Origin of the sequence: Streptococcus sp. 1032 (assembly GCF_013277015.1) — a bacterium.
GTDB lineage: Bacteria > Bacillota > Bacilli > Lactobacillales > Streptococcaceae > Streptococcus.
This window is the reverse complement of record NZ_VMMD01000020.1, coordinates 1-22,954: the sequence shown is the minus strand read 5'-3', so window position 1 is coordinate 22,954 and position 22,954 is coordinate 1. Positions and strand designations below refer to the sequence as shown.

Below are 22,954 nucleotides of genomic sequence, written 5' to 3'. Positions count from 1 at the left end.
GTAATGTATATTTAGATTGGGTTTGATCCCGCCACCCAGCCAGTACAGAGGGCAGAAGTGATGTTAAAGCCACCTGTGTGGGCGTTAATATCCATGACCTCGCCTGCAAAGTGGAGGCCAGGTATCAGCTTACTTTCCAGAGTTTTAGGATTGATTTCCTTGAGACTGACACCTCCTTTGGTAACAAAGGATTTAGCAAGAGACATTTTACCAGTTACAGGAATTTTAAGTTCCTTGATGGACTGGAGAAGTTGATCGCGTTCTTTTTCAGTCAACTGTTTGACTTTTTCAGGATAGCCTTGCACAAAAAATTCTGCCAAACGCTCAGGTAATAAAGTTCTTAAAGCGTTTTTCAAGGATTTTTCCCGATTTTCTTCTAAAAATACAACCAAGTCCTTTTCAGAAAGTTGGGGCAAAACATCCAGTGAGAGAATTTCCCCACCCTTGACAAAACTAGACATACGCAGGGCAGCAGGGCCAGACAAACCAAAGTGGGTAAAGAGCAGATCGTGAGTGATGACATGCTTGCCATAACTTAAGGTCACATCGTCCAATGAAATTCCTTGCAAGGCCTTGTGTGGAAAATCTGTCAACAAAGGACTTTCAGCAGCTTCAAGCTCGGTGATGGTATGTTTGAAATGGCGGGCAATCTCGTGACCAAAACCAGTCGAACCAGTAGAAGGATAGGATTTCCCACCAGTTGTGACAATGAGTTTATTACAAGTGAAGCTTTGGTCTGCGGACTTAAGGATAAACTGATCATCTACTTTTTTAACAGAAACGATTTCTATTTGAGTAGCAACTTGGCCGCCTAGCTCAGTGATTTTCTTTTCCAAGGCCTCGATAATGGTTCGAGATTTGTCACTAGCAGGAAAGACGCGTCCGTGGTCCTCGACTTTAAGTTTAACCCCATTTTCCGTAAAAAAGTTAATGATATCATGGTTATCAAACTGGGAGAAGACACTGTATAAAAAGCGTCCATTTCCAGGAATTCCAGCTAGCAGGTCATCCAAACTACCATTGTTGGTTACATTGCAACGACCACCACCAGTACCAGCTAATTTTTTTCCGAGTTTCCGATTTTTTTCGATGAGGAGGGTTTTCTGACCATAAAAACTACTGGAAATTGTAGCCATCATGCCAGCAGGTCCCCCACCGATGACAATAGTATCAAAATGTTTCATAGCTCTATTGTACCACAAAAAAACAAGAGATGAAGTCACCTCTTGTTAAGAATGCAATTAATCAATTTCATATCCCATCAGCAAACCACCATCTTCTGCATAAAAACTGCAGAGACCAGATGTTGGGAGAATTTTAATATCCGCCTGTGGGAAATTTTCACGGATTCGGTCTGAAAGCTGTTGGCAACATTTCTCGTTATTGCGTTGGGCCATGACAATACGACCACCAGCATATCCAGCTTTTATCAACTCTTCATAGGTTGCCTGAATCGATTTCTTTGTTCCTCTTGCTTTTTGTAGCAATTCGAGGGTTCCAGTTTCACTAGCTTCCCCAACCATACGGATATTGAGAAGGCCAACGACCGTACCGATAAGTTTGCTCAAACGGCCGTTCTTCACCAAGTTATCGACTTTGGCTAGGACAAAGAGCAACTTGGTTTTTTCTTGATAGGCAGTGATAGCTTTAACCACTTCTTCAAAAGATAAGCCCTGGTCAATCAAGTCATTTAATTTTTCTACAAGCAAGTCAACTTCCCCGCCAGCAGACAAACTATCAATTACATGAATCTTAGTGTCAGGATGGTCTTCCAGATAAATATTCTTGGCTAGTTGAGCACTATTGTGACTGCCAGAAAGAGTACCTGTGATGGTTACTAGGAAAATGTTTTTGGCTCCTTCAAATGCTCGCAAATAATCATCTGGGCTTGGACAAGCTGATTTTGAAGCTTCTGCAGTTGCATACATGGTTTCCATCATTTGGTCAATATCAAGACTGGCATCATCAACAAAGACCTGATCAGCTACTTGAATGGTTAAGGGAACACTTACAAAGGTCGTGTCAATAGCTGGTGTCTCCAGCTGACGATAATCACAACCAGAGTCAGCAATAATCTTCCAAGTCATAGAAATTCTCCATCTTTGTCAGTTATACATTGACAAAGGTTCTGTCTTTTTTTACAATTATATCATGAAAACCCTTGAAACAAAAGCCTCATCCGTCTGTTGTGACAAGTAGAAAGAAAATGTTATGTCTGAACGTAGAATCTCTGAAAAGTCTCTTGAAAATCTCAGAAAATCAAACCAAGAATCCAATTTATTAACTAGAGAAGCTATCGAAACAGCCCTCTTGCAACTCTTGGAAAAAAAGGACTTGACCAAGATTAGTATTTCTGAATTGGTCAAACGGGCAGGCGTTTCGCGTGCGGCCTTTTACCGTAATTATGATTCCAAAGAGGAGATTTTAGAAAGCGTCTTTAAACGAACTGTCCACAATATTATGGAACAGATGCATCATTATGATTTAAAGACAGACCTTTATCTGGTCTGGGTTCACCTTTTCCGAGAAGCAAGAAAGGAAGCCAGAGTGATTCAGCTAGCCTTGGATTACCATCTGGAAAAAATCTTTGTCCAAGCCATGCAGGAATTTCTAGAAAAATACCATGGAAAATCAAAAGGTGTCAGCTCTTATCTTCATTCCTTTTGGAGTTCGGCCATCGTCTCTGTCCTTCTAAAATGGATCAAGGATGGCATGAAGGTACCTGCTGAAAAGATTGCGGATTTACGGTTACCATTTTTTAAAAAATAGAGAAAAAGGAGAAGAGAGATGACTGAAAAAAGACTAGCCTGGGATGAGTATTTTGCAGCCCAAGCATTACTAATTGCCAATCGTTCCACTTGTAAACGTGCCAAAGTGGGCGCGATTCTGGTAAAAGATAATAAGGTTATTTCCACTGGTTACAATGGTTCGGTGTCAGGAACCGAGCATTGTATTGACCACGAATGTCTGGTCATTGAAGGACACTGTGTTCGCACCCTTCACGCTGAGGTCAATGCTATCCTTCAAGGTGCAGAACGTGGTGTTCCTAAAGGCTTTACAGCTTATGTGACCCATTTTCCTTGTCTGAACTGTACAAAACAATTACTGCAGGTCGGTTGCAAGCGCGTGGTTTATATTAACCAGTACCGAATGGACGACTATGCCCAATACCTTTATCAAGAAAAAGGGACAGAATTGACCCATTTACCACTTGAGACAGTACAGACAGCTCTTAAAGAGGCTGATCTAATGTAAAAATTATCAAAAATAAATGGTTTAGAAAGATTTTTAAACCGTTTTTTGGTATAATAAGAAGAATAAATTGAAAGAAGGAATTCCAAAAATGGGAAAAATTGAAGTTATTAATCACCCGCTGATTCAACACAAATTGTCAATCTTGCGTCGTACAGATACTTCTACAAAAGCTTTTCGTGAGCTAGTAGATGAGATTGCAATGTTGATGGGGTATGAAGTACTTCGTGATCTTCCACTAGAAGATGTGGAAATCGAAACACCAATTACAAAAACAGTTCAAAAACAATTGGCAGGTAAGAAATTGGCCATCGTTCCAATCTTGCGTGCAGGTATCGGGATGGTTGATGGGCTCTTGAGCTTGGTTCCAGCTGCTAAAGTTGGCCATATCGGTATGTACCGTGATGAAGAAACACTTCAACCAGTTGAATACTTGGTGAAATTGCCTGAGGACATTGACCAACGTCAAATTTTTGTCGTAGACCCAATGTTGGCAACAGGTGGTTCAGCAATCTTGGCTGTTGATTCTCTTAAAAAACGTGGCGCATCAAATATCAAATTTGTCTGCCTTGTATCTGCTCCAGAAGGTGTAAAAGCTCTGCAAGAAGCTCATCCAGATGTAGAAATCTTTACAGCAGCCTTGGATGAACGTTTGAACGAACACGGTTATATCGTTCCAGGTCTTGGAGATGCTGGGGACCGCTTGTTCGGTACGAAATAAAATTAAAAGAAGATTGACTTGGGAAAGAAGTTCCAATCACGAAAGGAGGTTGAATTTTTGTTTCTGTCTAATGAAAACAGAGCAAAAATTTGACCTTTTTTGACCTAGATATTATAATAGTCTTATCTTCAGTCATTTGACCAACAAAATTAAAACTCAAAAGGAGAAATAAATGATTCCTGTAGTTATTGAACAAACAAGCCGTGGAGAACGTTCATACGATATTTACTCACGTCTTCTCAAAGACCGCATCATTATGCTGACAGGTCCAGTTGAAGACAATATGGCTAACTCTGTTATTGCCCAATTGCTTTTCTTGGATGCCCAAGATAGTACAAAAGATATTTACCTTTATGTCAATACACCTGGTGGTTCCGTTTCAGCTGGTTTGGCAATCGTTGATACCATGAACTTTATTAAGGCAGATGTCCAAACTATCGTTATGGGTATGGCAGCATCTATGGGAACAGTCATCGCATCAAGTGGAGCAAAAGGCAAACGTTTCATGCTTCCAAATGCAGAGTATATGATCCACCAACCAATGGGCGGTACAGGTGGAGGTACCCAACAAACCGATATGGCGATCGCTGCAGAACACTTGCTTAAAACTCGTAATACCTTGGAAAAAATCTTGGCTGAAAATTCAGGTCAGTCAATCGAAAAAATCCATGCAGATGCAGAACGCGATAACTGGATGAGTGCTCAAGAAACACTTGAATATGGCTTTATTGATGAAATCATGGCCAACAATTCATTGAACTAATGTTGATAGAAGGCAAACTCGACTGGGTTTGCTTTTTTTGGTATAATAGGGAGAGATTTCTTAGAAAGAGGATTTATCATGTTTGAAAAAGTCAATCGATCTGGCTTGATTATCTATCTTTACTATAATCGTGATGCCAAAAAACTGCAGGATTATGGAGATATTACCTATCATTCCAAGAAACATCGTTACTTGCAACTTTATGTTCCAACTCAAGAAGTGGAGCAATTGGTCGGGCGCTTGAGCAAGGAAAAGTTTATAAAAAAAGTCAGAATTTGTCATATCCAAGAGCTGGAAACACCCTTTGTTGGCAACCTTTACCGAGAGGAAAACGTTATCAGATAAAATTTTAAAGAAAAGTGTTGACAATTTTCTGATAATTCGGTATATTCTTAACAGACTATTTAAGAAATAAGGAGACAAAAAAGATGAAGAAAAAATTTGCCCTATCCTTTGTGGCGCTTGCAAGTGTAGCACTTCTTGCAGCCTGTGGAGAAGTAAAGTCTGGAGCAGTCAACACTGCTGGTAACTCAGTAGAGGAAAAGACAATCAAAATCGGATTTAACTTCGAGGAAACTGGTGCCGTAGCAGCCTACGGAACATCTGAACAAAAAGGTGCTCAACTTGCTGTTGATGAAATCAATGCAGCAGGTGGTATCGACGGAAAACAAATCGAAGTAGTTGATAAAGATAACAAGTCTGAAACAGCTGAGGCGGCTTCAGTAACAACTAACCTTGTAACCCAATCTAAAGTATCAGCAATCGTAGGACCTGCGACATCTGGTGCAACTGCAGCTGCGGTAGCGAACGCTACAAAAGCAGGTGTTCCATTGATTTCGCCAAGTGCGACTCAAGATGGATTGACTAAAGGTCAAGATTACCTCTTTATCGGAACTTTCCAAGATAGCTTCCAAGGAAAAATTATCTCAAACTATGTTTCTGAAAAATTAAACGCTAAGAAAGTTGTTCTTTACACTGACAATGCCAGTGACTATGCTAAAGGTATTGCTAAATCTTTCCGCGAATCATACAAGGGTGAAATCGTTGCAGATGAAACTTTCGTAGCAGGTGACACAGACTTCCAAGCAGCCCTTACAAAAATGAAAGGAAAAGACTTTGATGCCATCGTTGTTCCTGGTTACTACACTGAAGCTGGAAAAATTGTAAACCAAGCGCGTGGTATGGGAATTGACAAACCAATCGTTGGTGGTGATGGATTTAACGGAGAAGAGTTTGTGCAACAAGCAACTGCTGAAAAAGCATCAAACATCTACTTTATCTCAGGTTTCTCAACTACTGTAGAAGTTTCAGCTAAAGCAAAAGCCTTCCTTGACGCTTACCGTGCTAAGTACAATGAAGAGCCTTCAACATTTGCAGCCTTGGCTTATGATTCAGTTCACCTTGTAGCAAACGCAGCAAAAGGTGCTAAAAACTCAGGTGAAATCAAGGATAATCTTGCTAAAACAAAAGACTTTGAAGGTGTAACTGGTCAAACAAGCTTCGATGCAGACCATAACACAGTCAAAACAGCTTACATGATGACCATGAACAATGGTAAGGTTGAAGCAGCAGAAGTTGTAAAACCATAATAGAAAAATGTTGAAATAGGGAATGAGCCTCGGACTCACTCCCTGTTTCGATGTTTAAGAACCTATCAAAAAGTGAGGGGAAACCCTCAAAATTATAAATAGAAAGAGTGAATCTTATGCTCCAACAACTAGTAAATGGTTTGATTCTAGGTAGTGTTTATGCGCTGTTAGCCCTAGGATATACCATGGTTTACGGAATTATCAAGCTCATCAACTTCGCCCACGGTGATATTTATATGATGGGAGCCTTTATCGGTTATTTCTTGATTAATTCTTTCCAAATGAATTTCTTTGTAGCGCTTATTGTAGCTATGCTAGCGACGGCTATTCTTGGTGTCGTGATTGAGTTCCTTGCTTACCGACCTTTACGTCACTCTACTCGTATTGCTGTTTTGATTACAGCTATTGGGGTTTCCTTCCTATTGGAGTATGGCATGGTCTATCTGGTTGGTGCCAATACCCGTGCCTTCCCTCAAGCGATTCAAACAGTTCGCTATGATTTGGGACCGGTTAGCCTAACAAACGTGCAGTTAATGATTTTGGCCATTTCCTTGATTTTGATGATTTTGTTACAAGTCATTGTCCAAAAGACTAAGATGGGGAAAGCCATGCGTGCGGTATCCGTAGATAGCGATGCAGCGCAATTGATGGGGATTAATGTAAACCGTACTATCAGCTTTACCTTCGCTTTGGGTTCAGCTCTTGCGGGTGCGGCTGGTGTTCTGATTGCCCTCTATTATAACTCTCTTGAACCTTTGATGGGGGTTACTCCAGGTCTTAAGTCTTTCGTTGCCGCAGTACTTGGTGGTATCGGAATTATTCCTGGTGCGGCGCTTGGTGGTTTTGTGATTGGTCTATTGGAAACCTTTGCGACAGCCTTTGGGATGTCAGACTTCCGTGATGCCATTGTTTATGGAATCTTGTTGTTGATCTTGATTGTCCGCCCAGCAGGTATCCTTGGTAAAAATGTGAAAGAGAAGGTGTAAACGATGAAAGAAAATTTAAAAGTTAATATTCTATGGTTACTCCTTTTGTTAGCTGGCTATGGCTTGATTAGTGTATTGGTTTCAGTTGGAGTACTCAACCTATTCTATGTACAGATTTTACAACAAATCGGAATCAATATTATTCTGGCTGTTGGTCTCAACTTAATCGTTGGTTTTTCAGGACAATTTTCACTTGGTCATGCTGGTTTCATGGCGATTGGTGCCTATGCAGCAGCTATTATTGGTTCTAAATCACCAACCTACGGTGCCTTCTTTGGAGCCATGCTGGTAGGAGCTTTGCTTTCAGGAGCAGTTGCCTTGCTTGTCGGAATTCCAACCTTGCGCTTGAAGGGGGACTATCTTGCGGTAGCAACTCTCGGTGTATCTGAAATTATCCGTATCTTTATCATCAATGGCGGAAGCCTTACAAATGGTGCGGCAGGTATCTTGGGAATTCCAAACTTTACAACTTGGCAAATGGTATACTTCTTTGTCGTGATTACAACCATTGCAACCTTGAATTTCTTGCGTAGTCCAATTGGTCGTTCAACCCTCTCTGTTCGTGAGGATGAAATCGCTGCTGAGTCAGTTGGGGTTAATACGACTAAAATTAAAATCATCGCTTTTGTCTTTGGTGCCATTACTGCAAGTATTGCAGGGTCACTTCAGGCAGGATTTATCGGTTCAGTTGTACCGAAAGATTACACCTTCATCAACTCAATCAACGTTTTGATTATTGTTGTATTTGGTGGACTTGGTTCCATTACAGGTGCCATTGTTTCAGCTATTGTTCTGGGGATTTTGAATATGCTTCTCCAAGACGTTGCCAGCGTGCGTATGATTATCTACGCTTTGGCCTTGGTATTGGTAATGATTTTCAGACCAGGTGGACTCCTTGGAACATGGGAATTGAGCCTATCACGTTTCTTTAAAAAATCTAAGAAGGAGGAACAAAACTAATGGCATTACTTGAAGTAAAACAGTTAACCAAACATTTTGGCGGTCTAACAGCTGTTGGAGATGTGACTCTTGAATTGAACGAAGGGGAACTGGTTGGACTAATCGGACCAAACGGAGCTGGGAAAACCACTCTTTTCAACCTCTTGACGGGTGTTTATGAACCAAGTGAGGGAACAGTAACACTAGATGGTCACCTTTTGAATGGAAAGGCACCTTATAAGATTGCTTCTTTGGGACTTGGACGTACATTCCAAAATATCCGTCTCTTTAAAGATTTAACAGTTTTGGACAATGTTTTGATTGCTTTTGGAAACCATCACAAACAACATGTTTTTGCTAGTTTTTTGCGCTTACCAGCTTTTTACAAGAGTGAAAAAGAATTAAAGGCTAAGGCTTTGGAATTGTTGAAAATCTTTGATTTAGATGGTGATGCAGAAACTCTTGCTAAAAATCTTGCCTACGGACAACAACGTCGTTTGGAAATTGTTCGTGCCCTCGCTACGGAACCTAAAATTCTCTTCTTAGATGAACCAGCAGCAGGTATGAACCCGCAGGAAACAGCGGAATTGACTGAGTTAATTCGTCGCATCAAAGATGAATTTAAAATTACGATCATGCTGATTGAACACGATATGAATCTGGTCATGGAAGTAACAGAACGCATCTACGTACTCGAATACGGTCGTTTGATTGCTCAGGGAACTCCAGAAGAAATTAAGACCAATAAACGCGTTATCGAAGCTTATCTAGGAGGTGAAGCCTAATGTCTATGTTAAAAGTTGATAATCTTTCTGTGCATTACGGCATGATCCAAGCAGTCCGTGATGTAAGCTTTGAAGTGAATGAAGGAGAAGTTGTTTCCCTTATCGGTGCCAATGGTGCAGGTAAGACAACCATTCTCCGTACCTTGTCTGGTTTGGTACGACCAAGTTCAGGAAAGATTGAATTTTTAGGTCAAGAAATCCAAAAAATGCCAGCTCAAAAAATCGTGGCAGGTGGTCTTTCACAAGTACCAGAAGGACGCCACGTTTTCCCTGGCTTGACTGTTATGGAAAATCTTGAAATGGGAGCTTTCTTAAAGAAAAACCGTGAAGAAAATCAAGCTAACTTGAAGAGGGTTTTCTCACGTTTCCCACGTCTTGAAGAACGCAAGAACCAGGACGCAGCCACTCTTTCAGGAGGAGAACAACAAATGCTTGCCATGGGACGCGCTCTTATGTCAACACCAAAACTTCTTCTTTTAGATGAACCATCAATGGGACTTGCACCAATCTTTATCCAAGAGATTTTTGATATCATTCAAGATATTCAGAAGCAAGGAACAACCGTCCTCTTGATTGAACAAAATGCCAATAAAGCACTCGCAATCTCTGACCGAGGCTATGTGCTGGAAACAGGAAAAATCGTCCTATCAGGAACAGGAAAAGAACTCGCCTCATCAGAAGAAGTCAGAAAAGCATACCTAGGTGGCTAAAACAATCCAGTGGATTGTTTTAGTCGGTGGATAAGGATTACGAAGTAATCTTCGCATAGTCTGGGAGACTAGTTTAGGTTGCGGATAGAGATTGCAAAGCAATCTTTATCTACATTGAAAAGTTAATTTCTAATAATTGAAAAAATCGAATGAAAGGTATCTTACCTTCATTCACAGAGCTCGATTTTAGAGCTCTTTTTGCTAGCTTATTCATACTTTTCTGAATTTTGAAAAAGAAATGTAAGCGTTTGATAGATTTACAAAAAGATTGTATAATAGGGATAAGAATAGAAAAGGAGAAGTCTCATGGCAGTTAAAGATTTTATGACCCGCAAGGTAGTTTATATTAGTCCAGATACAACAGTATCTCATGCAGCAGATTTGATGAGAGAGCAAGGGTTGCACCGCTTGCCTGTTATCGAAAATGATCAATTGGTTGGTTTGGTAACTGAGGGAACCATTGCCCAAGCTAGCCCATCAAAAGCAACCAGTCTTTCTATCTATGAGATGAATTATCTTCTAAATAAGACAAAAGTAAAAGATGTCATGATTCGCGATGTTGTCACTGTTTCAGGCTATGCGAGTCTAGAAGATGCAACTTATCTGATGTTGAAAAACAAGATTGGTATTCTTCCTGTCGTAGATAATCATCAAGTATACGGAGTTATTACGGACCGTGACGTTTTCCAAGCCTTTCTTGAAATTGCTGGTTATGGTGAAGAAGGAATTCGTGTGCGCTTTGTTACAGAAGATGAAGTCGGTGTCCTTGGTAAGATTGTTTCTCTAATCGTTGAAGAAAATTTGAATATCTCCCATACAGTCAATATTCCGCGTAAGGATGGTAAGGTCATTATCGAAGTGCAAATCGATGGATCAATTGATTTACCAGCCTTGAAAGAAAAATTTGAAGCAAATGGTATTCAAGTGGAAGAAATCACTCGCACTTCAGCAAAAGTCTTGTAAGAAGGGAAGCCCAAAGGCTTCTTTTTTCATAGGTTCTTTTTTCATAAAAAAGGGATTATAGCAAAAGATGGAAAGAAATGATAAAATATGCTATAATGAAATGATGTAAAAAAGGAGTATTTATGGACATTTCAGTAATCCGTCAGAAAATTGACGCAAATCGTGAAAAATTAGCTTCTTTCAGGGGGTCTCTTTGACCTAGAAGGTCTAGAGGAAGAGATTGCCATCTTGGAAAACAAGATGACAGAACCTGATTTTTGGAACGATAATATCGCGGCCCAAAAAACGTCGCAAGAATTAAATGAATTAAAAAACACCTATAACACTTTCCACAAAATGGAAGAGTTGCAGGATGAAGTCGAAATTTTATTGGACTTTTTAGCAGAAGACGATTCAGTGCATGATGAACTGGTCGAACAGTTATCAGAACTTGATAAGATGATGACCAGCTACGAGATGACGCTTCTCTTGTCAGAACCTTATGACCACAACAATGCCATCTTGGAAATTCATCCAGGATCTGGTGGTACTGAGGCGCAGGACTGGGGCGATATGTTGCTGCGTATGTATACTCGTTACGGTAATGCTAAAGGCTTTAAAGTGGAAGTATTGGATTACCAAGCAGGGGATGAAGCTGGTATCAAGTCAGTAACTTTATCATTTGAAGGGCCTAATGCCTATGGCCTTCTCAAGTCAGAAATGGGTGTGCACCGTTTGGTGCGAATTTCGCCGTTCGACTCTGCCAAACGTCGCCATACCTCTTTCACATCTGTAGAAGTGATGCCTGAGTTGGACGACACTATTGAAGTGGAAATCCGTGAAGATGACATCAAGATGGATACCTTCCGTTCAGGTGGTGCCGGTGGACAAAACGTCAATAAGGTTTCAACAGGTGTACGTTTAACCCACATTCCAACTGGAATTGTTGTCCAATCAACGGTCGATCGTACCCAGTATGGAAATAGAGATCGTGCCATGAAGATGTTGCAGGCTAAGCTCTATCAAATGGAGCAAGAGAAGAAGGCTGCGGAGGTAGATTCTCTCAAAGGTGAGAAAAAGGAAATCACATGGGGAAGCCAAATCCGTTCTTATGTCTTCACACCTTATACTATGGTAAAAGATCACCGAACTAGCTTTGAGGTTGCTCAGGTAGATAAGGTTATGGATGGTGACCTAGATGGTTTTATCGATGCCTATCTCAAGTGGCGAATTAGCTAATATAGAAAGGAAGTCACATGTCAATCATTGAAATGAGAGATGTCGTCAAAAAATACGACAATGGAACGACTGCCCTACGCGGTGTTTCGGTCAGCGTTCAACCGGGGGAATTTGCTTACATCGTAGGACCTTCAGGAGCAGGGAAGTCAACTTTTATTCGTTCTCTATATCGTGAAGTAAAAATCGATAAAGGAAGCCTATCAGTTGCTGGTTTTAATCTGGTTAAGATCAAAAAGAAAGACGTCCCGCTTCTACGTCGTAGTGTTGGGGTTGTCTTCCAGGATTATAAACTCTTGCCAAAGAAAACGGTCTATGAAAATATTGCTTACGCTATGGAAGTAATCGGGGAAAATCGCCGTAATATCAAAAAACGTGTGATGGAAGTTTTAGACTTGGTTGGCTTGAAGCACAAGGTTCGTTCTTTCCCCAATGAGCTCTCAGGTGGAGAGCAACAGCGGATTGCGATTGCACGTGCCATTGTAAATAATCCCAAAGTATTGATAGCCGATGAACCAACAGGAAACTTGGATCCTGATAATTCATGGGAAATTATGAATCTCTTGGAACGGATTAACCTACAAGGGACAACTATTTTGATGGCGACTCATAATAGCCAGATTGTAAATACCTTGCGCCACCGTGTCATTGCCATTGAAAATGGCCGTGTCGTTCGTGACGAATCAAAAGGAGAGTATGGATACGATGATTAGTAGATTTTTTCGCCATTTATTTGAAGCCTTAAAAAGTTTGAAACGAAATGGTTGGATGACAGTAGCTGCTGTCAGTTCAGTCATGATTACTTTGACCTTGGTGGCAATATTTGCTTCTGTTATTTTCAATACAGCGAAACTAGCTACAGATATTGAAAATAATGTCCGTGTAGTAGTTTATATCCGAAAGGATGTGGAAGATAACAGTCAGACAATTGAAAAAGAAGGTCAAACTGTTACAAATAATGACTACCACAAGGTATATGATTCTTTGAAGAACATGTCTACTGTTAAGAGTGTTACCTTTTCAAGTAAAGAAGAACAATATGAAAAGTTAACCGAGACAATGGGAGATAACTGGAAAATCTTTGAAGGAGATGCCAATCCTCTCTATGATGCCTATATTGTAGAGGCAAATACTCCAAATGATGTAAAAACTATAGCCGAAGGTGCTAAAAAAATTGAAGGTGTCTCTGAGGTTCAAGATGGCGGTGCCAATACAGAAAGACTCTTCAAGTTAGCCTCATTTATCCGTGTTTGGGGACTAGGGATTGCAGCTTTGTTAATTTTTGTCGCAGTTTTCTTGATTTCAAATACCATTCGTATTACCATTATTTCCCGCAGTCGCGAAATTCAAATCATGCGCTTGGTCGGAGCTAAAAACAGTTATATCCGTGGACCGTTCTTGTTAGAAGGAGCCTTTATCGGTTTATTGGGAGCTATCACACCATCTGTTTTAGTCTTTATTGTTTATCAAATGGTTTACCAATCTGTCAACAAATCGTTGGTAGGGCAAAATCTATCCATGATTAGTCCAGATTTATTTAGTCCTTTGATGATTGCCCTACTATTTGTGATTGGAATTTTCATTGGTTCACTGGGCTCAGGAATTTCCATGCGCAGATTTTTGAAGATTTAGGTAAAATAATTACTTTTATGAGGAGGTTGTAAAATCTCCTTTTTTGCTACAAAAATTTTAGAAAAGGGACTTCTAATACTCAATGAAAATCAAAGAGCAAACTAGGTAGCTCGCCACAGGATGCTCAAAATACTGTTTTGAGGTTTGTAGATAAGACTGACGAAGTCAGTCACATATATACGGTAAGACGACGCTGACGTGGTTTGAAGAGATTTTCGAAGAGTATAAAGAAGTTCCCCAGAGAAGACTTTTTGATGGCTAATTTGAACTTGAAATTTGGCACTAGAAATTTTTTTGAAAAAAGTGTAATTTTTTTTGTAAAAGCCTTTACAAAAAAAATTAAAGTGGTATAATTAAATCATAAAAGGTGCAAACGTTTTCGTAAAACGTTTGCCTAAATAAAAATAAAGGAGATTTGAATGATGAAAGATACATTCAAAAATGTCTTGTCTTTCGAATTTTGGCAAAAATTCGGTAAGGCTTTGATGGTGGTTATCGCGGTTATGCCGGCTGCTGGTTTGATGATTTCAATCGGTAAGTCTATCGTGATGATTAACCCTAACTTTGCTCCACTCGTTATTACTGGTGGTGTCCTAGAGCAAATCGGTTGGGGAGTTATCGGTAACCTTCACATTTTGTTTGCCCTAGCCATTGGAGGAAGCTGGGCTAAAGAACGTGCTGGTGGTGCGTTTGCGGCAGGTCTTGCCTTCATCTTGATTAACCGTATCACTGGTACAATCTTTGGTGTATCAGGCGATATGTTGAAAAATCCAGATGCTATGGTAACTACTTTCTTTGGTGGTTCAATCAAAGTTGCTGATTACTTTATCAGTGTTCTTGAAGCTCCAGCCTTGAACATGGGTGTATTCGTAGGGATTATCTCAGGTTTTGTAGGGGCAACTGCTTACAACAAATACTACAACTTCCGTAAACTTCCTGATGCACTTTCATTCTTCAACGGAAAACGTTTCGTACCATTTGTAGTTATTCTTCGTTCAGCAATCGCTGCAATTCTACTTGCTGCTTTCTGGCCAGTAGTTCAAACAGGTATCAATAGCTTTGGTATCTGGATTGCCAACTCACAAGAAACTGCACCAATCCTTGCACCATTCTTGTATGGTACTTTGGAACGCTTGCTCTTGCCATTTGGTCTTCACCACATGTTGACTATCCCAATGAACTATACAGCTCTTGGTGGTACTTATGACATTTTAACTGGTGCAGCTAAAGGTACTCAAGTATTTGGTCAAGACCCACTATGGCTTGCATGGGTAACAGACCTTGTTAACCTTAAAGGTACAGATGCAAGTCATTACCAACAATTGTTAGATACTGTTCACCCAGCTCGTTTCAAAGTTGGACAAATGATCGGTTCATTCGGTATCTTGATGGGTGTGATCGTGGCTATCTACCGTAATGTCGATGCTGATAAGAAACATCAATATAAAGGTATGATGATTGCGACAGCTCTTGCAACATTCTTGACAGGGGTTACTGAACCAATCGAATACATGTTCATGTTTGTAGCAACACCTATGTATCTTGTTTACTCACTTGTTCAAGGTGCTGCCTTCGCTATGGCTGACGTAGTAAACCTACGTGTCCACTCATTCGGTTCAATCGAGTTCTTGACTCGTACACCACTAGCAATTAATGCTGGTATTGGTATGGATATCGTTAACTTTATCTGGGTAACTGTTCTCTTTGCTGTAATCATGTACTTTATCGCAAACTTCATGATTCAAAAATTCAACTACGCAACTCCAGGACGTAACGGAAACTACGAAACTGCTGAAGGTTCAGAAGAATCTAGCAGCGAAGTGAAAGTTGCAGCAGGTTCTCAAGCTGTAAATATTATCAACCTTCTTGGTGGACGTGCAAACATCGTTGATGTTGACGCATGTATGACTCGTCTTCGTGTAACTGTTAAAGATGCAGATAAAGTAGGAAATGCAGAGCAATGGAAAGCAGAAGGAGCTATGGGTCTTGTCATGAAAGGACAAGGGGTTCAAGCTATCTACGGACCAAAAGCTGACGTATTGAAATCTGATATCCAAGATATCCTTGATTCAGGTGAAATCATTCCTGAAACTCTTCCAAGCCAAATGACTGAAGCACAACAAAACACTGTTCACTTCAAAGGTCTTACTGAGGAAGTTTACTCAGTAGCAGACGGTCAAGTTGTTGCTTTGGAACAAGTAAAAGATCCAGTATTTGCTCAAAAAATGATGGGTGATGGATTTGCAGTAGAACCTGCAAATGGAAACATTGTATCTCCAGTTTCAGGTACTGTATCAAGCATCTTCCCAACAAAACATGCTCTTGGTATTGTGACTGAAGCAGGTCTTGAAGTATTGGTTCACATTGGTTTGGACACAGTAAGTCTTGAAGGTAAACCATTTACAGTTCATGTTGCTGAAGGACAAAAAGTTGTAGCAGGTGATCTCCTTGTCACAGCTGACTTGGATGCTATCCGTGCAGCAGGACGTGAAACTTCAACAGTAGTTGTCTTCACAAATGGTGATGCAATTAAATCAGTTAAATTAGAAAAAACAGGTTCTCTTGCAGCTAAAACAGCAGTTGCTAAAGTAGAATTGTAATATACTTGAGGTTGGAAGCTGTATTCCAACCTCTTATTTTGGGAGAAAAGCATGAAATTTTTAACACTCAATACTCACAGTTGGATGGAGAAAGAAGCAGAGGAAAAATTCCAGATTTTGCTTGAGGATATTCTTGAAAAGGACTATGATTTGATTTGTTTCCAAGAAATCAATCAGGAGATCACATCTCCAGAGGTGGAGGTCAATGATCTTTATCAAGCTTTGCCAGCAGCTGAGCCTATTCACCAAGATCACTATGTTAGACTCTTGGTTGAAAAGTTGTCTGAGCAAGGGAAAAATTACTACTGGACTTGGGCCTATAACCATATCGGTTATGATCGCTACCACGAAGGTGTGGCTATCTTGTCTAAAACACCTATTGAAGCCAGAGAAATTTTAGTTTCAGATGTGGATGATCCAACAGACTATCATACTCGCCGTATTGCCTTGGCTGAAACTGTAGTTGATGGTAAGGAGCTTGCAGTTGCAAGTGTCCACCTTTCATGGTGGGATAAAGGTTTCCAAGAAGAATGGGCACGATTTGAGGCTGTCTTGAAAGAATTGAACAAGCCGCTTTTGCTAGCTGGAGATTTCAACAACCCAGCCGGTAAGGAAGGCTACCAAGCTATTTTAGCTAGTCCATTGGGCTTACAAGACGCTTTTGAAGTTAGTCAAGAGAAAAGTGGTAGCTATACTGTTCCACCAGAAATAGATGGATGGAAAGGGAACACTGAACCCCTTCGAATCGACTATGTTTTTACTACCAAAGAGTTAGAGGTAGAAAATTTACATGTTGTATTTGATGGTAACAATAGTCCGCAAGTCAGTGATCACTATGGCTTGAGTGCTATTTTAAACTGGAAATAATAACTGATACTCTTCGAAAATCAAATTCAAACCACGTCAACGTCGCCTTGCCGTACTCAAGTACAGCCTGAGGCTAGTTTCCTAGTTTGCTCTTTGATTTTCATTGAGTATGAAAAGAGGTTGGGATTATAAAATTCCAGCCTTTTTCTGATTAGAAAAGCTACTGGAAATAGCCTAATACTCTTCGAAAATCAAATTCAAACCACGTCAGCTTCACCTTGCCGTACTCAAGTACAGCCTGCGGCTAGCTTCCTAGTTTGCTCTTTGATTTTCATTGAGTATAAATAAGTGAGACTACTGAAATGGAATAAAATGTGGTATAATTGATAAGATAGATAGAATCGAGGATAGTATGTCATTTACGAAATTTCAATTTAAAAATTATATTAGAGAAGCCTTGGAGGAGTTAAAATTTACAACTCCAACAGAGGTGCAAGATAAGTTGATTCCCATTGTTTTGGCAGGTCGTGACCTAGTAGGAGAATCAAAAACAGGTTCGGGTAAGACTCACACTTTCCTATTGCCGATTTTCCAGCAATTAGATGAAATCAGCGATAGTGTTCAAGCAGTCATTACTGCACCGAGCCGTGAATTAGCTACTCAAATTTACCAAGCAGCTCGTCAGATTGCAGCCCACTCAGAAGTGGAAGTTCGTGTGGTTAATTATGTAGGAGGGACAGATAAGGCTCGCCAAATTGACAAATTGGCAAGTAATCAGCCTCATATTGTTATCGGAACGCCTGGCCGTATTTATGACTTAGTTAAGTCTGGTAACCTAGCTATTCACAAGGCTAAGACCTTTGTGGTCGATGAGGCAGATATGACCTTGGATATGGGATTCTTAGAAACTGTTGATAAAATTGCTGGAAACCTTCCAAAAGACCTGCAATTCATGGTCTTCTCAGCGACTATTCCACAAAAATTGCAACCATTCTTGAAAAAATACTTGTCAAATCCAGTTATGGAGAAAATCAAGACCAAAACGGTCATTTCTGACACTATTGATAATTGGTTGATTTCGACCAAGGGCCGAGATAAGAATGCTCAAATTTACCAGTTAACTCAGTTGATGCAACCGTATTTGGCAATGATTTTTGTTAACACTAAGACACGTGCTGATGAATTGCATTCATATTTGACTGCTCAAGGCTTGAAGGTTGCGAAAATCCATGGGGATATTGCCCCTCGTGAGCGTAAACGTATCATGAACCAGGTTAAAAATTTGGATTTTGAGTACATTGTCGCAACAGATTTGGCGGCGCGTGGAATTGATATTGAAGGTGTCAGCCATGTTATCAATGATGCCATTCCGCAAGATTTGTCCTTCTTTGTCCACCGTGTTGGTCGTACCGGACGCAATGGCCTACCAGGTACAGCTATTACCCTTTACCAGCCAAGTGATGACTCGGATATCCGTGAGTTGGAGAAATTGGGAATCAAGTTTACTCCTAAGATGGTCAAAGACGGAGAATTTCAAGATACTTATGACCGTGACCGTCGTGCCAACCGTGAGAAAAAACAAGATAAACTTGATATTGAAATGATTGGTTTGGTTAAAAAGAAAAAGAAAAAAGTCAAACCAGGTTATAAGAAGAAGATTCAATGGGCGGTTGATGAAAAACGTCGGAAAAACAAGCGCGCTGAAAATCGCGCTCGCGGTCGTGCAGAGCGTAAAGCAAAACGTCAAACATTTTAATAGCAATTGTTGGAGTACTGAGCTCCAACTTTTTGCTTTATGAGAACGAACTATCTATACAGAAACACTACATTATAGACTGCAAATTGCGTTTAAAAATGGTATAATGGTAAAGTTATATAGTCCCGATAAGATGGTAGAAATTTCTATTTTTTCTTTCGAGTCGCAACTCGCAAAGAATGACGGCTCCAAAGTCGTTCGTCATTCTACGGTTGTCGCTATAGGGTGGTCACCCTATGCGCCTTACTAGCTTCAGAAATAAAAAAGTGTCGTTTTTATTTCTTTCGAGTCGCAACTCGTGGATGATAGGGATTTCTATCAGTACTTTGTAACTCTATAACACTATTTTTAAGGGGGGACATTTTTATGTCAGAACGTAAATTATTCACGTCTGAGTCTGTATCTGAGGGGCATCCAGATAAGATTGCAGACCAAATTTCAGATGCGATTTTGGATGCTATTTTAGCAGAGGATCCAGAAGCGCACGTTGCTGCTGAGACAGCTGTATATACTGGTTCCGTCCACGTTTTTGGTGAAATTTCTACAAATGCCTATGTGGATATTAACCGTGTGGTTCGTGATACCATTGCAGAGATTGGCTACACCAATACAGAATATGGTTTTTCTGCTGAGACAGTGGGAGTCCATCCGTCACTTGTTGAGCAATCACCTGATATTGCTCAAGGTGTTAACGAAGCCTTGGAGGTTCGTGGAAATGCAGACCAAGATCCACTTGATTTGATTGGTGCTGGAGACCAAGGGCTTATGTTTGGATTTGCAGTGGATGAAACAGAAGAGCTCATGCCATTGCCAATTTCACTCAGTCATAAGTTGGTTCGTCGTCTGGCAGAACTTCGTAAGTATGGGGAAATTAGCTATCTTCGCCCAGATGCTAAATCACAAGTTACAGTTGAGTATGATGAAAATGACCGTCCAGTACGTGTGGACACAGTTGTTATTTCAACTCAGCACGATCCAGAAGTCAGCAACGAACAAATTCACAATGATGTCATTAACAAGGTTATCAAAGAGGTTATTCCAGCCTCTTACTTGGATGAGCAAACCAAATTCTTCATCAACCCAACTGGTCGCTTTGTAATCGGTGGACCTCAAGGAGACTCAGGCTTGACTGGTCGTAAGATTATCGTGGATACCTATGGTGGCTACTCTCGTCACGGTGGTGGTGCCTTCTCTGGTAAAGATGCGACTAAGGTGGACCGTTCAGCTTCTTATGCGGCTCGTTATATTGCCAAGAATATCGTTGCAGCAGGTCTTGCTAAGAAGGCAGAAGTGCAATTGGCCTATGCTATCGGTGTTGCCCAGCCTGTTTCTGTTCGTATCGATACCTTCGGTACAGGAACAGTAGCTGAAAGCAAGCTTGAAAAAGCAGCGCGTCAAATCTTTGACCTTCGCCCTGCAGGAATTATCCAAATGCTGGAACTTAAGCGTCCAATTTACCGTCAAACAGCAGCTTATGGACACATGGGACGTACAGATATTGATCTTCCATGGGAACGTTTGGACAAGGTAGATGCTTTAAAAGAAGCAGTCAAATAAAATCTTAAGAGGGGAACTTCCTCTCTTTTTTATAGTTTTTAACTATACTGGGATACTGTTCTGAAAATCCATTTTGCGAAAGTAGAGATTTACATGTATTTCTTTAAAAATGATAAAGGTTGAGATTTCTCCTTGTAATAGATAATCATGGGGATATTTCAATCCAAAGTTTTATTCGTTATCACTTGACTATTGCAAGGTTTTCTATAGCAACAGAGTCATGGAATGGACTCATGGTTGAGATTTCTCCTTGTTGCTTGGACTTCATTCAAAAGTCTGTTACCCAAGCCTTGTTCAAACTTCCAATACACTAGCTGTTTCCATAGCATGACTTCTGCACTAGACTTTCTTTTCCGAATAAATAGATAGAACCATAGAATCTAGTAAACCTAGAATTAAAACTGTGGTATAATATTAGCAATAAAAGGAATCTGGAGGATTAGAATCATGGTATCAACAAAATCACAAATTGCTGGTTTTGAGTTTGACAATTGCTTGATGAATGCAGCAGGTGTGGCTTGTATGACGATAGAGGAGTTAGAAGGAGTTAAAAACTCAGCGGCAGGAACCTTTGTCACTAAGACAGCGACCTTGGAATTTCGTCAGGGAAATCCTGAGCCACGCTATCAAGATGTCCCACTTGGTTCTATCAACTCTATGGGCTTGCCGAATAAGGGCTTAGACTATTATTTGGACTATCTTTTGGACTTGCAGGAAAAAGAGTCAAACAGAACTTTCTTTTTATCTCTAGTTGGCATGTCTCCAGAGGAAACCCATACTATCTTGAAAAAAGTCCAAGAGAGTGAGTTTCGTGGTCTGACTGAGCTAAATCTCTCCTGCCCAAATGTTCCAGGTAAACCTCAGATTGCCTATGATTTTGAGACAACAGACCGGATTTTGGCAGAGGTGTTTGCCTACTTCACCAAACCTCTTGGAATTAAATTGCCACCATATTTTGATATTGTTCACTTTGACCAAGCGGCAGCTATTTTCAACAAGTATCCTCTCAAGTTTGTCAACTGCGTCAACTCTATCGGAAACGGCCTTTATATAGAAGATGAGTCTGTCGTTATTCGTCCTAAAAATGGTTTCGGTGGGATTGGGGGAGAGTACATCAAACCGACTGCTCTAGCCAATGTTCATGCTTTCTACCAACGCTTAAATCCTCAAATCCAAATTATCGGAACAGGTGGCGTTCTGACTGGTCGAGATGCCTTTGAACATATCCTCTGTGGAGCCAGTATGGTGCAGGTGGGAACCACCCTTCACAAAGAAGGAGTTGGTGCTTTTGACCGCATTACCAATGAACTAAAAGCTATCATGGTGGAAAAAGGGTACGAGAGCCTAGAAGATTTCCGTGGGAAATTGCGCTATATTGATTAAATTAAATCTAAAAATCAGAAGAAAGGAGAGAAGATGCTAGCCATTGAAGAAAGCCAGAAGTTGACTTTATCAAATTTACCGAGCCTGAGCCTGTTTACAGGCATAGACCAGGGTCAGTTTGAAGTGATGAAGAGTCAAGTATTGAAACAGATTGGCTATGATTCTGCTGACCTCAACTTTGCCTACTTTGATATGAAAGAAGTGGTTTACAAGGATGTTGAACTGGAGTTGGTCAGCCTTCCTTTCTTTGCCGATGAAAAAATCGTGATATTAGACCATTTTGTCGATATGACAACAGGCAAGAAACGCTTTTTAACAGATGATGAACTTAAGTCGTTTGAGGAATACCTTGACAATCCTTCGCCAACAACCAAGTTGGTAATCTTTGCGGAAGGAAAGCTGGATAGCAAAAGACGGTTGGTTAAATTACTGAAGCGTGATGCCAAGGTCTTTGATGCAGTAGAAGCCAAAGAACAAGAATTGCGTCAGTATTTCCAAAAGTGGAGTCAGAAACAAGGTCTGCAGTTTACCAATCATTCTTTTGAAAATCTCCTCATCAAGTCGGGTTTTCAATTTAGTGAAATTCAGAAAAATCTCCTCTTTTTACAGTCCTATAAAGAAGACTCTGTTATCGAGGAAGAGGATATTGTTAACGCAATTCCCAAGACCTTGCAGGACAATATTTTTGATTTAACTCAGTTTATTCTGACTAAAAAGATGGACCAGGCGCGTGACTTGGTTAGAGATTTGACCTTGCAAGGGGAAGATGAAATTAAGTTGATTGCCGTTATGCTAGGACAATTTCGGACTTTTACTCAGGTGAAGATTTTGGCGGAGTCTGGGCAAGCAGAATCGCAGATTGCAAGTGGTTTAGGTAGTTATCTCGGACGTAATCCTAATCCCTATCAAATCAAGTTTGCGTTGAGAGATGCGCGAGGACTTTCCTTGAGCTTTTTGAAGCAAGCTATTTCTTATTTGATTGAGACAGACTATCAGATTAAGACAGGTCTTTATGAAAAGAGTTTCCTTTTTGAAAAGGTACTCCTACAGATTGCTAGTCAGGTCAATTGATATTTTTTGAAACTATAACCCGCGTCAACATTATCTTGTCGTGGGTTTCTTGCTGATTTGCTTGTTTTATACTCAATGAAAATCAAAGAGCAAACTAGGAAACTAGCCGCAGGTTGCTTAAAGCACTGCTTTGAGGTTGTAGATAAGATTGACGAAGTCAGTAACCATACCTACGGCAAGGCGACATTGACGTGGTTTGAAGAGATTTTCGAAGAGAATGAGTTT

General features: G+C 40.4%; 22 protein-coding genes. 20 read left to right on the top strand and 2 right to left on the bottom strand.

The features are described 5' to 3' along the window. Nucleotides 1-11 precede the first annotated feature (11 nt). Nucleotides 12-1,184 (bottom strand): NAD(P)/FAD-dependent oxidoreductase, encoded by a 1,173-nt coding sequence (locus HT711_RS07730; protein ID WP_173249959.1) that lies wholly within the window; start codon nucleotides 1,182-1,184, stop codon nucleotides 12-14. Between the two features lie 57 nt (nucleotides 1,185-1,241). Then, complete coding sequence (locus HT711_RS07725) at nucleotides 1,242-2,087, bottom strand: DegV family protein (protein WP_173249956.1); 846 nt, start codon at nucleotides 2,085-2,087, stop codon at nucleotides 1,242-1,244. A 124-nt stretch (nucleotides 2,088-2,211) separates the two neighbouring features. On the opposite strand from HT711_RS07725, the gene HT711_RS07720 reads away from it, so the two are divergent. The 20 genes from HT711_RS07720 to holA all read left to right on the top strand — a co-directional run bounded on the left by HT711_RS07720 (nucleotide 2,212) and on the right by holA (nucleotide 22,729). Next, a complete protein-coding gene (locus HT711_RS07720) occupies nucleotides 2,212-2,769 on the top strand; it encodes a TetR/AcrR family transcriptional regulator (protein WP_173249954.1) in 558 nt (185 codons plus the stop codon). Nucleotides 2,770-2,787: 18 nt separating this feature from the next. Next, nucleotides 2,788-3,255: a cytidine/deoxycytidylate deaminase family protein gene (locus HT711_RS07715; protein ID WP_000136976.1), complete on the top strand. Its 468-nt coding sequence runs from the start codon at nucleotides 2,788-2,790 to the stop codon at nucleotides 3,253-3,255. A gap of 88 nt (nucleotides 3,256-3,343) precedes the next feature. Next, nucleotides 3,344-3,973 carry a uracil phosphoribosyltransferase gene (gene upp / locus HT711_RS07710; RefSeq protein ID WP_000515974.1) on the top strand — a complete coding sequence of 210 codons (630 nt, stop codon included), beginning with the start codon at nucleotides 3,344-3,346 and terminating at the stop codon, nucleotides 3,971-3,973. Nucleotides 3,974-4,145: 172 nt separating this feature from the next. Beyond that, nucleotides 4,146-4,736 carry an ATP-dependent Clp protease proteolytic subunit ClpP gene (gene clpP, locus HT711_RS07705; RefSeq protein WP_138700163.1) on the top strand — a complete coding sequence of 197 codons (591 nt, stop codon included), beginning with the start codon at nucleotides 4,146-4,148 and terminating at the stop codon, nucleotides 4,734-4,736. A 78-nt stretch (nucleotides 4,737-4,814) separates the two neighbouring features. Next, nucleotides 4,815-5,081, top strand: coding sequence for a YlbG family protein (locus HT711_RS07700; RefSeq protein ID WP_050390054.1), 267 nt, complete (start codon nucleotides 4,815-4,817; stop codon nucleotides 5,079-5,081). An 83-nt stretch (nucleotides 5,082-5,164) separates the two neighbouring features. Beyond that, on the top strand, nucleotides 5,165-6,325 hold the full coding sequence (locus HT711_RS07695) for an ABC transporter substrate-binding protein (protein ID WP_173249952.1): 1,161 nt from the start codon (nucleotides 5,165-5,167) through the stop codon (nucleotides 6,323-6,325). A 116-nt stretch (nucleotides 6,326-6,441) separates the two neighbouring features. Next, entirely contained in the window at nucleotides 6,442-7,311 is an 870-nt protein-coding gene (locus HT711_RS07690) for a branched-chain amino acid ABC transporter permease (RefSeq protein WP_000941427.1), read from the top strand. Between the two features lie 3 nt (nucleotides 7,312-7,314). After that, the gene (locus HT711_RS07685) at nucleotides 7,315-8,271 is read left to right on the top strand and encodes a branched-chain amino acid ABC transporter permease (RefSeq protein ID WP_000662290.1); all 957 of its coding nucleotides are present in this window, start codon (nucleotides 7,315-7,317) and stop codon (nucleotides 8,269-8,271) included. After that, on the top strand, nucleotides 8,271-9,035 hold the full coding sequence (locus tag HT711_RS07680) for an ABC transporter ATP-binding protein (RefSeq protein ID WP_049486982.1): 765 nt from the start codon (nucleotides 8,271-8,273) through the stop codon (nucleotides 9,033-9,035). The genes HT711_RS07685 and HT711_RS07680 overlap by 1 nt, the downstream gene beginning before the upstream one ends. After that, nucleotides 9,035-9,745 carry an ABC transporter ATP-binding protein gene (locus HT711_RS07675; protein ID WP_173249950.1) on the top strand — a complete coding sequence of 237 codons (711 nt, stop codon included), beginning with the start codon at nucleotides 9,035-9,037 and terminating at the stop codon, nucleotides 9,743-9,745. Before HT711_RS07680 ends, HT711_RS07675 begins: the two co-directional genes overlap by 1 nt. A 306-nt stretch (nucleotides 9,746-10,051) precedes the next feature. Continuing rightward, complete coding sequence (locus tag HT711_RS07670; RefSeq protein ID WP_000268665.1) at nucleotides 10,052-10,708, top strand: CBS domain-containing protein; 657 nt, start codon at nucleotides 10,052-10,054, stop codon at nucleotides 10,706-10,708. Nucleotides 10,709-10,830: 122 nt separating this feature from the next. Continuing rightward, nucleotides 10,831-11,926 (top strand): peptide chain release factor 2 gene (gene prfB / locus HT711_RS07665; protein WP_112443476.1). Its coding sequence is split into 2 segments (ribosomal slippage): nucleotides 10,831-10,902 and nucleotides 10,904-11,926, totalling 1,095 coding nucleotides; the frame shifts between segments, so codons are not numbered across the junction. A 17-nt stretch (nucleotides 11,927-11,943) separates the two neighbouring features. Next, nucleotides 11,944-12,636 carry a cell division ATP-binding protein FtsE gene (gene ftsE / locus HT711_RS07660; RefSeq protein WP_000022265.1) on the top strand — a complete coding sequence of 231 codons (693 nt, stop codon included), beginning with the start codon at nucleotides 11,944-11,946 and terminating at the stop codon, nucleotides 12,634-12,636. Next, nucleotides 12,629-13,555, top strand: a complete 927-nt coding sequence (ftsX, locus tag HT711_RS07655; protein WP_166732319.1) for a permease-like cell division protein FtsX — start codon at nucleotides 12,629-12,631, stop codon at nucleotides 13,553-13,555. The genes ftsE and ftsX overlap by 8 nt, the downstream gene beginning before the upstream one ends. Before the next feature lie 419 nt (nucleotides 13,556-13,974). Beyond that, nucleotides 13,975-16,155 (top strand): PTS transporter subunit IIBC, encoded by a 2,181-nt coding sequence (locus HT711_RS07650; protein WP_173249947.1) that lies wholly within the window; start codon nucleotides 13,975-13,977, stop codon nucleotides 16,153-16,155. Nucleotides 16,156-16,206: 51 nt separating this feature from the next. Continuing rightward, nucleotides 16,207-17,022, top strand: coding sequence for an endonuclease/exonuclease/phosphatase family protein (locus HT711_RS07645; protein ID WP_173249945.1), 816 nt, complete (start codon nucleotides 16,207-16,209; stop codon nucleotides 17,020-17,022). 352 nt (nucleotides 17,023-17,374) lie between these two features. Continuing rightward, nucleotides 17,375-18,718 carry a DEAD/DEAH box helicase gene (locus HT711_RS07640; protein WP_173233728.1) on the top strand — a complete coding sequence of 448 codons (1,344 nt, stop codon included), beginning with the start codon at nucleotides 17,375-17,377 and terminating at the stop codon, nucleotides 18,716-18,718. Nucleotides 18,719-19,084: 366 nt separating this feature from the next. Further along, complete coding sequence (gene metK / locus HT711_RS07635) at nucleotides 19,085-20,275, top strand: methionine adenosyltransferase (RefSeq protein ID WP_173217650.1); 1,191 nt, start codon at nucleotides 19,085-19,087, stop codon at nucleotides 20,273-20,275. 447 nt (nucleotides 20,276-20,722) lie between these two features. Next, nucleotides 20,723-21,658 carry a dihydroorotate oxidase gene (locus tag HT711_RS07630; protein ID WP_173217648.1) on the top strand — a complete coding sequence of 312 codons (936 nt, stop codon included), beginning with the start codon at nucleotides 20,723-20,725 and terminating at the stop codon, nucleotides 21,656-21,658. 33 nt (nucleotides 21,659-21,691) lie between these two features. After that, nucleotides 21,692-22,729 (top strand): DNA polymerase III subunit delta, encoded by a 1,038-nt coding sequence (gene holA, locus HT711_RS07625; protein ID WP_173233730.1) that lies wholly within the window; start codon nucleotides 21,692-21,694, stop codon nucleotides 22,727-22,729. Nucleotides 22,730-22,954 lie beyond the last annotated feature (225 nt).